Genomic DNA, 13600 nt, shown 5'->3' with positions numbered 1-13600 from the left:
ATAAGCGGAGCTTCCCTTTAACAGACATCAAAATTTTTCCTTGAAAATGCCAGGTCGGCACAATACTCACATGAAGCCCTGATGGGGTAGCCGCTCTGCGGCGACTGTTGCTTGCCCCCGTAGGCAGAGGCTGGTTCGCTCAAGGTCGTATTTTATGCAACTCAGGTCTGAGATGATTAAGTCCGTTTTGAATAAACTGTTTCTTCGAAAACCCGGGTATCGTCCGGCATGCAGTTCATGCAGACTCTGAATATCACAGCCAGAGTAATCGCGTATGGTCGAGATAATATATATTGTTGCTCACGTCATCGCAGAAGAGCCTTATTTAAAGGAAGTGCAAGAGGCTTTATTAAAGGCGGTCGATGCGACGCAATGCGAAGAAGGATGCCTCCAGTACGAGTTGTTTCAGAATGCAGACAACTTCAATCAATGGACAATACTTGAGATATGGAAGTCCGAGCAGGCTCTTGTCAAGCATGCTGGAGGAATAGCGTTCAGGACCTTGAAACGTAATATTGAAGGTAAAGCAAAGCTGATAGTGCACAGGCTCTTGCCCGTATATTCAGAGCAACCATCCACAAACGCTGATCCAGAATTCTGGGTGGGTAATGGTTTGCCCTGAATTGAGGCGCTGATGCGCTTATGAAAAGCATTTTATTTTAAACTTACGCCCGCAAGATTTTTTTGCCGTGACGGATCAACCTGTCATTGCAATTAAATAGTGTCGGCATACCCCTGTCTCAATCTAAATCCTCGCATCAGGGCTTATCTGAATAAGTTTAAGCCCTGATGAACCCTCTAAAGCCTACTTGGGATCCAGGCGGTATATCTTGAGTGGACGTTCGACTTTCGAAGTTCCGCCATTAAACAAGGCAACACGGTCGACTTGCGCAGCAGGGAGATACAGCCTTCCTTGACTATCAAAAGCGGGGGCATCAACCCAGTGGAGGCGGCTATCAACTACAACAGTCTCGATCGCACCATACTTGGTTATGCGTTTGACGCTGTTTTCCGCCAAGTCGCTGAAGTAGAAATTACCGCTCTTGTCCATGACAGTGCCTCCCACGGGTGGAAGGTCCCGCCAAAACTCAACTTTTTGAGCAAGGGCTTCTGCCGATAAGCTGGAATCGTCCAGCCAGCGAGTCTCGATCTTATACCAGGGCCCTTCCAAAGGCGCGAAATAGAGCCACTTACCATCGCTCGAAACTTCGAGCGGATCAGCATGTACCCTTAAAGCGCTACCGTCAGGTGCCCGAAGTACTTTGCCCTCTACAATGATATCCCGATCTTCTGGAGCACGGACTGCCTGGCTATTGGAAAGCACTCGACGAGATTTTTTTGTCTCAATATCCACCACAACAATTCCAGGCACGCCGGCATCTGTCAGATAGGCGTGCTTACCATTGAGGCGGACATCATCGATATAGCTACCTGCCAAAGCGGTTTTCTCATCAAAGATGATGACCTGATCAACCTGGCCAGTTGACAAGTTGATAACCACCAGTTTTGCTCCGCCAGGAATAACCTTGCCCCCGAAGCCAGTCACTCCGGCATCAACTATCCAGAGTTGATTCTGCTCATCGACTCGCATAGCGTTAACATTGATGAAGCGCTGTTTGGCGGGAACTTTCGAGTCGTCACTATTCCACTGAGCGTTCGGGAACGGCTGGGGATGACCGTTACCATCCAACTTCGAAACAGACGGAGCTTGTGAGCCCATCCATTTCGGTCCTGACACATAAAGCGAACCGCTGTGATCCACGGCAACCGCATTCCATACAGCGGTATCTGATTGAGCAACTACATGCAGATTATTCTGTGTATCAGCGTGCGCCGTAACCATGATGGCGGACATAATGGCAGACAGCGTAAAGCGTTTTACAATATTCATTGCCAGCTCCTGTTTGAATACTAGGCAATCATCGTTGTTACGCTTATGATGTGAAACGCCATGGACACATAAAGAATTTCGTCAAAGTGAAGAAAATCGTTCGACTCGATGATTTACAGATTTTCGTGACCACAGCAACTGCGGGAAGCCTCTCAGCGGCTGCCCGTTTGCTCTCAATCTCTCCGGCTTTGGCCAGCAGCGCTGTACACCGCTTGGAGAGTTCTCTAGGTGTCAGGTTATTTATACGTTCTACAAGGCGGTTGAGACTGTCTGATGATGGAGAAAGATACCTGCCCCATGCTAAACAGGCACTGGAGGCCCTGGAGAAGGGAGAGCATTTATTGATACAGGATCGCCAGGAAATTGCCGGGACCATACGATTGTCGATGCCTTCAGACTTGGGAAGAAATGTTTTGCTGCCCTGGCTTGACGAGTTCAAGGAGATGCATTCGAAAGTCCAACTTCAATTGCGCATCAGCGATCAGGTAGCGGACCTTTATAGCGAGCATCTTGATGCCAGCATCAGATATGGCCAATTAGCCGATTCAAGTTTAGTCTCCTTGTCACTCGCTCCCTTGAACCGAAGAACAGTATGCGCATCGCCCGCCTATTTAAAAAGGCACGGCACCCCGAAGTCTCCGGAAGAACTGGCCAGTCACAACTGCTTGAGATACGTCATGGGCGAGCAAACTCACGAGCGCTGGAGTTTCAATATTTCTGAAGGTGTACAAACCGTGCAGGTAAGTGGTGACCGTGTCAGTGACGACGCTGATATAGTTCGTCGCTGGGCTGTGGCGGGTTTCGGGATAATTTATAAATCCAGGATTGATGTGGTTAATGATGTGCGCAATGGGCGTCTGGTTGAAGTTTTTCCGGAAAATTACGGGCAGCCTGCACCTCTTCAGCTGGTTTGCGCCCACCGAACATCTATCACTCCGGCAGTCCAGGTTCTTAAAAGCTTTCTTTCTTCTCGCCTTGAAACTTTTATGGCGAACTAGTCGTGGCGAGGAGTTTGCTCCTTGTTTTGATGAGTGTTCATTGATTGGAAAAGCTGCTCAGCCAGATATCTGCTGCCTCAAGAGGCGAGCGCTTGTCTTTATTGATCAAATAGTCAATTTCACTGATTGCAGTGTTACCCAGATTCAAGGAAGTCAGCTCCTCAACCAGTTGCTCGGGCATCGACTGTACGACATCACTGATGGCGATGAGAGTGGCTTGATCCGTCCCGCCTAAAAGCCCCAGAGGCTCATGTAAGGCCCGAATATTGTACCCATGATGGAGGTACTGGGGTTGCCATAAAGGGATGACAAACCATTCTTTCCTCGCATAAGACTCTTCAAAACGGTTGAAGCAATCAGCTTCGGTACCTTCCGAAAAATAGTAGCCCAGATCGTCAAGGTTATAGTTTTTTATGATCTCTTTCGAGAAGCGACTGATACCGGCACCAGGATTGATTCCCTGGATGCGTTTACTCATCTGCATTGCGACATCAGGTCGAAGCAAGTCAGCAACAGAAGTTACCACATCATGGGGTATGTAATCCGGCACTCCCCAGATACAGTAGGGCTCGTAAAGAGTTGCGAGGCGAGTAGTGGGTACTTCACAGGCTGCGAGGTAAGCACCATGACTGGCAGGCAACCAGGCGGAGACCAGCATATCTATATGCCTTTCATTGAGCCGCTTGAACATCTCCTCGTGAGGTGCCGACCGGACATCAACCTGATAACCGTGCCGTTCAAGGACACGCTGAACAAGTGCTGCGCTTGCCGCATGAAAACTTAAACTGATGTGACCTAGACGGATATTCTTATGCATGCTTGTTAACTCTTGATCTGTGTGGTTAATGTTGATTTGTGCGATCCGTGTAATAACTCAAAGATCGTCAAGAGTGACTTGATATCGGTAGTGAACTGGGGGCGTCAATCTGGATAAATCGATCAGCTGAATAAATTTTAGTGCTCATTTTATACAGCCACTTTTAGTCGAAAACCGATAGGGCAGCTAAACAGTTTCCGCTATTCGGCGAAAGTCTTATAAAACCAGGCAGCAAACTCGTGCGCTGTTGCTCTTGGGTTATTGGCCCAAGCCAGCACTTGGATTGAATGTGGGGTAGCATGAAACATTGCCACCTGGCACAACGCCCCATTATTCACACAGGCCACTCCCATGCCCTTCAACTGGCACTCCGACCCCATCACCCAATCCACCCCCGTCACCGCCACCTACAAGAACACCCAGAATGTCCGGCGCTTCATGACGGAGCACTGCGGTCCGGATTTCAGGTTCGACCGCCCGTTCATGGCCTGGATTGGCGATGGTACGGCGAAGACCATGGGGGATCTGGTGGATGAGTGGTTGCGCAGGCATCAGAAACTCACTCGTCAGGAGGCTTTTTAAATCTTTCGTACATCTGTTTGGATATTTTTTATCGCCCAACGCTCTTTTCATGGAGTTGCGATGGAATTTGCTGAGATCTCAGTGCTCTAATGATTTCAAAGCGCCACTAATTTTTTTGGTAATAGCCGTTTTTTCGTAGCGTGTGCATGCATTTCTGCGGAATGTGAAACAGCGTAATCAATACCTCCAGGTACAGCAGCATTGACTCCGACCGAGATTGAAAGCCTGAAAAGCCAGTTGAAGGCGCTTGAACAGGAAAACCTGAGCCTCAAAGATCAGCTGTGCACCAACAGGCAGAAAGCCGAGCTGGAGTTGGCGTCGTCTCAGGAGCGCTACCGTTTCCTGTTCAATGCCATGGATGAAGGTTTCTGCATCATTGAGTTTTTCGATGGTCCGCACGGCCCTTTGAGTGACTACATCCATATCGAGGCCAATCCGGCCTATGCCTTTCATGCCGGTATTCCCAATGTCGTCGGGCAGACGCTTCGCAAGATGGTCCCCGACGAGGCCGATGGCTGGGTCGAGTTCTATGGCAAGGTGCTGCGCACCGGTGAGCCGATCCGCTTTGAGCGGGAGCTGGTGGCGACCGGGCGTTATCTGGCGCTGACGGCTTTTCGTATCGAGCCGGCCAGTCGCAACCAGGTAGCGGTGCTGTTCCAGGACATTACCGAGCGCAAGCGTGCCGAAGAGGCCTTGCGGCAACTGAACGAGACGCTGGAAGCGCGCATCATCGAGGCGGTTACCGAGCGTAAGGTGTTGTCCGATGTGGTTAACGGGACCAATGCGTTCATTCATGTCATTGATCCCGAGTACCGCTGGCTGGCGATCAACGCTTCTGCCGAGCGAGAGTTTCAGCGTCTGTTCGGTGTCACGCCCAAGGTTGGCGACAACATGCTTGAGTTGCTCAAGCATCGGCCTGACAGCCAGGAGGTCGTTCGTGGCTTCTGGGAGCGGGCGCTGGCAGGGGAGGAGTTCGTCGAGGTCACCCGTTTTGGCGATTCGGCGGATGACACCCGACACTATGAGATTCGCTACAGCATTCTGCGTAACGTCGATGGCAAGCAGATCGGCGCTTACCTGTTTGCCTATGACGTGAGTGAGCGTCTTCAGGAGCAGGCTCGTCTGACTCAGGCCGAAGAAGCCTTGCGCCAGTCGCAGAAGATGGAGGCCGTCGGCCAGCTTACGGGCGGAATTGCACACGATTTCAACAATCTGCTGACGGGCATTACCGGTTCGCTGGAACTGCTCAAGACGCGCCTGAGCCAGGGGCGCTATAACGAGATTGATCGTTATGTCGCTGCTGCCCGTGATGCTTCCAAGCGTGCGGCGTCGCTGACTCATCGTCTGCTGGCCTTTTCACGACGCCAGACCCTTGATCCCAAGCCGGTCGATATCAATCGGCTGGTGATCGGCATGGAAGAGCTGATTCGTCGTTCCGTGGGGCCGCATATCACGGTGGAAGTGGTGACGGCAGTGGGGTTGTGGTCGACTTTTATCGACGCGCCCCAGCTGGAAAATGCCCTGTTGAATCTGTGCCTCAATGCGCGTGATGCCATGCCTGGAGGCGGTCGCATCACCATTGAAACCGCCAACAAGTGGATCGACGAGCGCGCTTGTGTGGCGCGGGATATGCCTCCCGGGCAATATCTTTCCCTCTGCGTCACCGACACCGGTACGGGCATGACGCCGGAAGTGATCAATCGCGCTTTCGATCCGTTTTTCACCACCAAGCCGCTGGGGCAGGGCACGGGGCTCGGGCTTTCGATGGTCTATGGCTTCGTGCGGCAGTCCGGTGGTCAGGTGCGTATCTATTCGGAGAAGGATCAGGGCACGACCATGTGTCTCTATCTGCCTCGGCATTATCTGGGCGCGCCGCAGGAGTTGTACGACCCGGAGCTGGAGCCTGCAGAAAACATCCGCGCCGAGTCTACCCAGACGATCATGATCGTTGATGACGAGCCGACCATTCGCATGCTGGTCAGCGAAGTGATCGAAGATCACGGCTACAGATCGGTGGAAGCAGCAGAAGGGGCGACGGCGCTGGAACTGCTGAGCACCGACATGCGGGTGGACTTGCTGGTGACCGATGTCGGCTTGCCTGGTGGTATGAATGGTCGGCAACTGGCTGATGCCGCCCGCATTCTTCGGCCTGATCTGAAGGTGATGTTCATCACCGGTTACGCGGAAAACGCGATTATCGGCAACGGCCATCTGGAGCCGGGCATGTGGGTGTTGACCAAGCCATTTACCATGGAAGCCTTTGCCAGTCGCATCCATGAAATGCTCAATCTGGAAGACTGATTGCCCCGGCGATCCCTCGTGTCGCCGGGCCTTTTCCTGCATTAAGAATATTTATGGAGTAATAACTCCAGATTCAATTGTGCCCATAGCCTGAGTGGGAGTAGATTGCGTTCGTTGATAGCCACTGGCTATCTGTTCTGCAACTTTCACTCTCGCTGGGGTGTGTCATGAGTAAACCCGTTTCATTGGCCAAACGCATCGGCTTGGGCTTTGCGTCTGTGTTGTCCTTGTTGGTGCTGGTGACCGCTGTGGGCATTCAGCGTGTCGGGTTTATTGACGATAGCTTGAAGTATGTCAGCGACAATTCTGCGCTGATCCAACGCTATGCCATCAACTTCCGTGGCAGTGTGCATAACCGCGCCATTTCCATTCGCGATGCCGTGCTGGTCAATAGCGATCAGGACCTCAATCGGCATTTGAACGAAATCGTGCGCCTGCGCAAGGACTATGACGATTCGGCCGAGCCGATGGATCGTCTGTTCAACGAGAAAAGGAACGTTTCCAGCGAAGAGAAACGTTTGCTGCAGGACATCAAGGATATCGAGCGCAAGGCATTGGCTTCGACTGACAAGGTGCTGGAGTTGCGTCGCAACAACGACGTGGCGGGTGCGCAGGCCATGTTGCTGGCCCAGACCTCTGCCGATTACAGCGAATGGCTCAAGCGCATCAATGCATTGATCGATCATGAAGAAGCGCAGATCAAGGGTCTGCTCGACAAGGTGCAGGCAGCCGCTGGCGGCTTCATGTTGCTGATGGTGATTGCGACCACGGTCGCGGTTTTGCTCAGCATCGGTGTGTCTATGACGATCATTCGCTCTGTGAGGTCCACGCTGGGCGCTGAGCCCGCAGAGGTTGCCGAGGTGATTCGTCGGCTGGCGGGTGGCGATCTGAATCAGAAGATCGAGTCGGATTACCCCGATAGCGTCATGGGCACCCTGAAAAGCACTCTGGGGAATCTGTCCCAGACCATCAGTGAAGTGCGGGCTGCGGCGGCCCATGTCACCGATTCTTCGGTGCGACTGTTGTCTACTTCGGCCGACAACAATCGCCAGATCAGTCTGCAAACCAATGAAGCCCAGCATATCGCGACGGCTATCAACCAGATGGCGGGTTCGGTCAGCCAGGTGTCGGGCTATGCTTCCCAGGCTTCCGAGGCGACCAAGGTTGCCGACGTTCAGGTCGAAAGTGGCCATCGCATGGTTGGGGAGGCCGCCACGACCATTCAGGAACTGGCGACCATTCTGGAACAGGCTACCCAGACGGTGGATCAGGTTTCCAAGGACAGCGAGAACATTGAAACCGTGATCGAGGTGATCAACTCCATCGCCGCGCAAACCAACCTGCTGGCGCTCAACGCTGCCATCGAGGCTGCTCGCGCCGGTGAGTATGGGCGCGGCTTTGCGGTCGTGGCCGATGAAGTGCGCTCCCTGGCGACACGGACTCAGGAGTCCACCCAGGAAATCCGCGAGATGATCAGCAAGCTTCAGGGCGGCACGCAAGGCGCGACGCGGATCATGCAGCAGAGCTGTGAGCTGGCCCGCACGACTGTCGAGCAGACCCGTGATGCCCAGGCGGCATTGAGCCGGATTCGCGAAGAGGTCGGTGCCATCAATGGCATGAATGCCCAGATCGCCAGCGCCTCGATTCAGCAGAATGCCGTGGCGGATGATGTTGCACAGAACATCAACCGCATCCACAGCTCCACCCTTGAATCGGCTGCCGGGTCACGGGAAGTGGCGAGTTCCAGTGAAGAGCTGGCGGAGCTGGCTGATCGACTGACCGGGAAGGTTGCGTTTTTCAAGGTGGGGTAAGCAAGCCAGTCTCTGTGGGAAAACCAGTCTCTGTGGGAGCGAATTCATTCGCGAAGCGGGGCGGTACATCCACAGAAAATGCATCGCCTGGAATGGCCTCTCGCGAATGAATTCGCTCCCACGGGATGGTCAAATCGGGCGGCGCTCCTACTGGACTGCCGGTGCCTGGAACTCACCTCTGGACAGGTTGTTCACATCATTGCCCATGCTGTCGCGAAGGCTCAGGTCGGCGCCTTTGGCTGCCAGGGCCTGCAGAATTTCGGTGCGCTTGAACAGCGCGGCATACATTGAAGCCGTCTGACCGGCGTTATTGCGTTGGTCGGGTGCGCAATCGGCTTCGACCAGGCGTTTGGCGATACTCAGTTCGCCCTTGAAAATGGCGCCCATCAAGGCGGTATTGCCGCGTTTGTCTTTGGTGCAGGGATCCGCACCGGCATCGATCAATTGGGTAACGAGTTGTTCGTGGCCGTGATAGGCCGCCAGAATCAACCCGGTATAGCCTTTCTCATCCTGGATGTTCAGGTCGTAGTGAGCGTCGATGAAGGTGGTCATCATCTCGCTGTTTCCCTCACGGGAAGCGTCGAAAAACAGAGTGCGTAACTGGTTGGTTGTCTGGTCCGAAGGTGTTTCTGCCTGAGCGACGGCGGCAAACAGCACCAACCCGAAAAGTAAGGTTCGCATGGGCGTTCTCCTGAAAAACAGCCAGCCCCTTGCGGGGCCGGCTATCGACTTGATCAGTCTTTGAGGTTTGCAGCCAGGGCCTTGACCTTGGCCAGATCGCCTTTGGCCACTTCGGTTACCCGAGTGCCGTAGGTTGGATCAGCCTTGTAGAGGAACGAGAGCATGATGTTCTTGCTTTCGGTGTCGGTGTCAGCCAGCGACTCGCCAAAGCTCTGGACCAGATCGGTCTGTTCCTTGGCGCTGTAAGAGCGATACAGATCACCAGCCTGCTTGAAGTTCTGCTCGCGGGTGATCTTCGCCTGCTGGGTGGTGCCGCTTACTGGAGACTGGCTGTAGCGAGCCTGAGTATCGGACGGACGCGGGCTCAGACGGCTTGGCTCGTAGTTGACGCCACTGGTGGTGTGGCCAGTGTTCATCGCGCCATCCTGGTTGCCGTTGTTGACCGGAACTTTCGGCTGGTTGACCGGCAGGCTCAGGCCATTGGCGCCCAGACGATACATCTGCGTATCGGCATAGGAGAACACGCGACCCTGCAGCAGGCGGTCTTCGGAAGGCTCGATACCCGGTACCAGGTTGGCCGGAGCCATGGCGACCTGCTCGGTTTCCTGGAAGAAGTTATCGACGTTCTTGTTCAGGACCATCTGACCGATCTTGCGCTCAGGTACGTCAGGCCAGATCTTGGTGGCATCGAGCGGATCGAACTCGAATTTCGCCAGATCGGCTGGTTTGAGCACCTGAATGTAGAGGTCCCATTTCGGGAAATCGCCTTTTTTGATCGCGCCAACCAGGTCGTTGGTCAGGTGGCTGTAGTCCTTGGACTGCACTTGAGCCACTTGTGCCGGATCAAGATTCTTTATGCCTTGCAGCGATTTCCAGTGGAACTTCACGTAATGCACTTCGCCCTTGGCATTCACCAGTTTGTAGGCGTGTACACCGTTGCCGTCCATGAAGCGGTAACCCGCAGGTGTCCCTTCATTGGAGTACAGCAGTGTCAGAGTGCGAGTTGCTTCCGGGACGTGGGAAAAGAAGTCGAAACGGCGCGAGTCGTTATCCAGGTTGGTTCTAGGATCAGGCTTGAAGGCGTGAACCATATCGGGAAACTTGATGGCATCGCGAATAAAGAAGGTGGGGAAGTTATTACCCACCAGGTCCCAGTTACCATCGGCGGTATAGAACTTGGTAGCAAAACCATGGGGGTCGCGCAATGTTTCAGGCGAGTGGTTGCCGTGCACGACGGAAGAGAAACGCACGAAAACCGGGGTCGCTGTACCCGACTTGAACACCTTGGCCTTGCTCAGGTCGCTGATGTCGGCCGAGGCGGTGAACTCACCACGAACCCCTGTACCACGGGCGTGAACCACACGCTCAGGGATGCGCTCGCGATCGAAACGCTGGAGTTTCTGCAGCAACTGCACATCCTGCAACAGCGTAGGCCCTTGAGGACCGGCAGTCTGTGAGTTCTGGTTATCGCCCACCGGGGCACCATTGTCGCGGGTTAATGTATCAGCTGCATAAGCGGTCGGAATAACCATTAAGCCGACAGCAGTCAAACGCAGCACTTGGCCAGACCAGTTTAAAAACGGCATTTTTTGAATCCCTCATATTTTTGTATTCAGCGGACTTATCCTAGGCCGCTGAGCATTTATCTGTAATCGTAAAAACTAATCGGGGCGATTGAGATAAATGTGAATGACGTACATAAGGGGGACACAATGAGGCGTAGATGAGAACTGTTATTTGTATGTCGCTGTTAATATGTTTCTTGAAGTTTCTCTTTTTGCGATGATGTTAAGATAGTGGCTATCTGTATGTCGGGCAAGTGTGCTTTCGGGTAGGCGTTTTATTCTTCCGTGCTTCAGGCTCTGGCGCGTTATGATGGCGCTGCCACATTGTCATGGGTAAGCCCCGGAGCCACACGCTTGATGTCCATTGTCACCCTGCTTGAAGCCACACCTCCCGAAGCCATCAAAAGCCAGATTCTGCAGATGGTGGTCGATTACGTCACCGACATCAGCATGGTCGCCATCGCCCCGAGCAACCCGCTCTACAACCTTTATCAATACGGCATCGGCTACGAGGTCCATCTCTACCTGGATGGGATGGACGGCTCCAAAGGCATTGCGGTGGAGCTGATCGTGGCGCTGGATGAAGAGGATCCCTCCATCGTGACCGGCTTTGTCCTGTACTTGCCGGTCAAGGATGATCCTCAGGCCTGTGCCGTGGCGTATATGGCCGTACGGGAAAACCACCGCCGCCGTGGCATCGCACGAGCCATGCTGCAGAAAATGCTTGGCCGTTACCCGCATGCGGAACTCTGCTGTGTCACTGGCAAGGTGCCGTGTTTCGAGTCGCTGGGTTTTCAGGTGATTGGCGCGCGTGGGCCCCAAGTCATCATGAACACCCGGGACCATGGCACGGATGGCCTGCTGGCCGTGCTGGATGTCGCACCCATCTATCGCTCAGTGGAGGTGCAGCAGATTCATGCGTACCTGCTCAAGCAACACGGGAAGAGGGCCATGGTGGACGCCGAGAAAAAGCGCGATCGGCATCTGGACGAGATGACCCGTCACGCCGCAGCGCTGGTGGTGGAACGCCTGGGTGAGGGCGCATTGCGCAGTGGCGGGCGTGGGCCTGTACTGGTGAGTGGCTCGCAAGCCTAGGCTTTAACGTCCGTCGAAAAGTTCGCAAGTATCTCCGCCCGGCACACATCGATAATCTCATCCGCCAGCGGTGAGTCATCCGGGCAGGAGCGTGACAATACGATTGCGCCTACAGCGTGGGCCAGCATGCTGACCATTCGGGTTCGCTGCTGGTCTGCATCGCTGGTGTCCGAGCCTTCGGAACCGGCTTTTTCGAGCATGTTTTCGATCCCTTCGGCGAACGTGGTCCTGACTTCCGGGGTTTGGCGCGCCGCATCTCCGCAGAGCGCTGCCATCGTGCAGCCCACATGCCTCGCATCGCGGTGCTGGCGAGACAGATAAAGCGTGAAGAACTCTTCAACGCTCATGTTTTCGCTATTGCTCACGCTCTTGGCAAAACTGCTCGCAGCGGCTTCTGCCATCAGGTCGGCCTTGGAGCCGAAGTGTTTGTAGAACCCGCCATGGGTGAAGCCTGCCGCCGCCATCAGATCCGCGACGCCCACGCCGTCATAACCCCGTTCACGAAACAGTCTGGAAGCCGTCTCGACGATGTGCGCCCGATTCGCCTGTGCCTGTGCTTTGCTGACTCTCATATCCGGATGCCTTTTTTGCTGACGCTCAGGTGGTCACTATACATTGATGTCGTTCATCATCAAAACTGTTGACGATTAAGATTATGATCATCATCATTGTGGCGGCTCGCTACAGGAATCGACGCTGCTCCTGTAGCAACTCTCCCAATCGACGTGGAAGCAGGAAACATGACCGACAAGACTTTGTTCGAGCCTTACACCCTTGGCTCCCTGACGCTCTCCAACCGGATCGTTCTGGCGCCGCTTACGCGCAATCGCGCCGGTGCCGGGTTTGTGCCAAGCGAGTTTGCCGCGACTTACTACAGCCAGCGGGCGTCGGCCGGTCTGCTGATTTCAGAGGCCACGCAAATCTCCCAGCAAGGGCAGGGTTATCAGGACACGCCGGGCATTTACTCGCAGGCCCAGATCGACGGCTGGCGCAAGGTCACCGATGCCGTGCATGCCCAGGGTGGGCGCATCTTCCTGCAAATGTGGCATGTCGGACGTGTTTCCCACGTCGATCTGCAGAACAATGGCGCTGCTCCGGTTGCGCCGTCTGCGATCCGTGCCCAGACCAAAACCTTCGTCAACAACAGCTTTGTGGATGTTTCCGAGCCCCGTGCTCTGGAGCTCGATGAGCTGCCGGGCATCGTCAATGATTTCCGCCAGGCTGCGGCAAACGCCATCGCTGCGGGTTTCGATGGCGTCGAGATTCACGGTGCCAATGGCTATCTTCTGGATCAGTTCGTCAAAGATGGCTCCAACCTGCGCACCGATGCCTATGGCGGCTCCATCGAAAATCGTGCGCGGCTGTTGCTGGAAGTGACCCAGGCAGTGGTCGCCGAGATCGGCGCTGAACGTACCGGTATTCGTATTTCGCCGGTTTCGCCAGCCAACGGGGTTTCAAGCAGCGATCCGCAGGCTCAGTTCGATTACATCGTCGATCAGCTCGATGCTCTGGGCATTGCCTATCTGCATGTGGTCGAGGGTGCGACCGGCGGGCCTCGTGACGTGGCACCGTTCGATTTCGACTCCCTGCGTCGGCGCTTCAAGAACACCTACATCGCCAATAACGGCTATGACCTGGACCTCGCCACTTCCCGGCTCAACCAGGATCAGGCCGACCTGTTCGCCTTTGGACGTCCGTTCATTGCCAACCCGGATCTGGTCGAGCGATTGAGCAGCGGAGCGCCTCTGGCTGCGCCCGATCCGGCCACGATCTATGGCGGTGGTGCGGCGGGCTATATCGACTATCCGACCTTCGCAGATTCTCAAGCGCAGTAAAGCCGGCAGGGCCACGGATTGACG

General features: G+C 54.6%; 12 protein-coding genes and 1 pseudogene. 8 read left to right on the top strand and 5 right to left on the bottom strand.

The features are described 5' to 3' along the window. Positions 1 to 274 precede the first annotated feature (274 nt). Positions 275 to 622 (top strand): putative quinol monooxygenase, encoded by a 348-nt coding sequence (locus KQP88_RS15485; RefSeq protein ID WP_216703530.1) that lies wholly within the window; start codon positions 275 to 277, stop codon positions 620 to 622. A gap of 183 nt (positions 623 to 805) precedes the next feature. On the opposite strand, the gene KQP88_RS15480 is transcribed toward KQP88_RS15485, so the two are convergent. Beyond that, positions 806 to 1891 carry an L-dopachrome tautomerase-related protein gene (locus tag KQP88_RS15480; protein ID WP_216703529.1) on the bottom strand — a complete coding sequence of 362 codons (1086 nt, stop codon included), beginning with the start codon at positions 1889 to 1891 and terminating at the stop codon, positions 806 to 808. A 95-nt stretch (positions 1892 to 1986) separates the two neighbouring features. On the opposite strand from KQP88_RS15480, the gene KQP88_RS15475 reads away from it, so the two are divergent. Continuing rightward, a complete protein-coding gene (locus KQP88_RS15475; RefSeq protein WP_216705975.1) occupies positions 1987 to 2889 on the top strand; it encodes a LysR family transcriptional regulator in 903 nt (300 codons plus the stop codon). Positions 2890 to 2926: 37 nt separating this feature from the next. On the opposite strand, the gene KQP88_RS15470 is transcribed toward KQP88_RS15475, so the two are convergent. Further along, positions 2927 to 3706, bottom strand: a complete 780-nt coding sequence (locus KQP88_RS15470; protein WP_216703528.1) for a glycine betaine ABC transporter substrate-binding protein — start codon at positions 3704 to 3706, stop codon at positions 2927 to 2929. A gap of 351 nt (positions 3707 to 4057) precedes the next feature. Between KQP88_RS15470 and KQP88_RS15465 the strand changes: the two genes are divergently transcribed. The 4 genes and pseudogenes from KQP88_RS15465 (at position 4058) to KQP88_RS25635 (ending at position 8400) form a co-directional block, all read left to right on the top strand. Then, on the top strand, positions 4058 to 4288 hold the full coding sequence (locus KQP88_RS15465) for a DUF6434 domain-containing protein (protein ID WP_200993281.1): 231 nt from the start codon (positions 4058 to 4060) through the stop codon (positions 4286 to 4288). A gap of 354 nt (positions 4289 to 4642) precedes the next feature. Beyond that, positions 4643 to 6589: a hybrid sensor histidine kinase/response regulator gene (locus KQP88_RS15460; protein ID WP_407681839.1), complete on the top strand. Its 1947-nt coding sequence runs from the start codon at positions 4643 to 4645 to the stop codon at positions 6587 to 6589. Positions 6590 to 6756: 167 nt separating this feature from the next. Beyond that, positions 6757 to 7275, top strand: a pseudogene (locus tag KQP88_RS25640) (MCP four helix bundle domain-containing protein); the annotation flags it as partial. A 57-nt stretch (positions 7276 to 7332) separates the two neighbouring features. After that, positions 7333 to 8400: a methyl-accepting chemotaxis protein gene (locus KQP88_RS25635; RefSeq protein ID WP_407681838.1), complete on the top strand. Its 1068-nt coding sequence runs from the start codon at positions 7333 to 7335 to the stop codon at positions 8398 to 8400. Positions 8401 to 8547: 147 nt separating this feature from the next. Here the strand turns inward: KQP88_RS25635 and KQP88_RS15450 are convergent, their stop codons facing one another. Both KQP88_RS15450 and katB read right to left on the bottom strand, forming a co-directional pair. Continuing rightward, positions 8548 to 9081 (bottom strand): ankyrin repeat domain-containing protein, encoded by a 534-nt coding sequence (locus KQP88_RS15450; RefSeq protein WP_200993278.1) that lies wholly within the window; start codon positions 9079 to 9081, stop codon positions 8548 to 8550. Between the two features lie 53 nt (positions 9082 to 9134). Beyond that, positions 9135 to 10613, bottom strand: coding sequence for a catalase KatB (gene katB, locus KQP88_RS15445; protein ID WP_236249886.1), 1479 nt, complete (start codon positions 10611 to 10613; stop codon positions 9135 to 9137). Positions 10614 to 11003: 390 nt separating this feature from the next. On the opposite strand from katB, the gene KQP88_RS15440 reads away from it, so the two are divergent. Next, positions 11004 to 11741 (top strand): GNAT family N-acetyltransferase, encoded by a 738-nt coding sequence (locus tag KQP88_RS15440; protein ID WP_200993277.1) that lies wholly within the window; start codon positions 11004 to 11006, stop codon positions 11739 to 11741. On the opposite strand, the gene KQP88_RS15435 is transcribed toward KQP88_RS15440, so the two are convergent. Next, the gene (locus KQP88_RS15435; protein ID WP_200993276.1) at positions 11738 to 12313 is read right to left on the bottom strand and encodes a TetR/AcrR family transcriptional regulator; all 576 of its coding nucleotides are present in this window, start codon (positions 12311 to 12313) and stop codon (positions 11738 to 11740) included. The genes KQP88_RS15440 and KQP88_RS15435 overlap by 4 nt on opposite strands. A gap of 168 nt (positions 12314 to 12481) precedes the next feature. Between KQP88_RS15435 and KQP88_RS15430 the strand changes: the two genes are divergently transcribed. After that, on the top strand, positions 12482 to 13576 hold the full coding sequence (locus tag KQP88_RS15430; RefSeq protein ID WP_200993275.1) for an alkene reductase: 1095 nt from the start codon (positions 12482 to 12484) through the stop codon (positions 13574 to 13576). Positions 13577 to 13600 lie beyond the last annotated feature (24 nt).

It is taken from the genome of Pseudomonas lijiangensis, assembly GCF_018968705.1.
Lineage (GTDB): Bacteria > Pseudomonadota > Gammaproteobacteria > Pseudomonadales > Pseudomonadaceae > Aquipseudomonas > Aquipseudomonas lijiangensis.
Note: the sequence above shows the minus strand (reverse complement) of the source record. Positions and strands in the feature narration are given on the sequence as shown.

Excerpts from the sequence above, each read along its gene's own strand:
- KQP88_RS15430 (WP_200993275.1), top strand. The coding sequence starts at position 12,482 with ATGACCGACAAGACTTTGTTCGAGCCTTACACCCTTGGCTCCCTGACG.
- KQP88_RS25635 (WP_407681838.1), top strand. The coding sequence starts at position 7,333 with ATGTTGCTGATGGTGATTGCGACCACGGTCGCGGTTTTGCTCAGCATC.
- KQP88_RS15440 (WP_200993277.1), top strand. The coding sequence starts at position 11,004 with ATGTCCATTGTCACCCTGCTTGAAGCCACACCTCCCGAAGCCATCAAA.
- KQP88_RS15450 (WP_200993278.1), bottom strand. The coding sequence starts at position 9,081 with ATGCGAACCTTACTTTTCGGGTTGGTGCTGTTTGCCGCCGTCGCTCAG.
- KQP88_RS15485 (WP_216703530.1), top strand. The coding sequence starts at position 275 with ATGGTCGAGATAATATATATTGTTGCTCACGTCATCGCAGAAGAGCCT.
- KQP88_RS15465 (WP_200993281.1), top strand. The coding sequence starts at position 4,058 with ATGCCCTTCAACTGGCACTCCGACCCCATCACCCAATCCACCCCCGTC.
- KQP88_RS15435 (WP_200993276.1), bottom strand. The coding sequence starts at position 12,313 with ATGAGAGTCAGCAAAGCACAGGCACAGGCGAATCGGGCGCACATCGTC.
- KQP88_RS15480 (WP_216703529.1), bottom strand. The coding sequence starts at position 1,891 with ATGAATATTGTAAAACGCTTTACGCTGTCTGCCATTATGTCCGCCATC.
- KQP88_RS15460 (WP_407681839.1), top strand. The coding sequence starts at position 4,643 with ATGGATGAAGGTTTCTGCATCATTGAGTTTTTCGATGGTCCGCACGGC.
- katB (WP_236249886.1), bottom strand. The coding sequence starts at position 10,613 with ATGGTTATTCCGACCGCTTATGCAGCTGATACATTAACCCGCGACAAT.
- KQP88_RS15470 (WP_216703528.1), bottom strand. The coding sequence starts at position 3,706 with ATGCATAAGAATATCCGTCTAGGTCACATCAGTTTAAGTTTTCATGCG.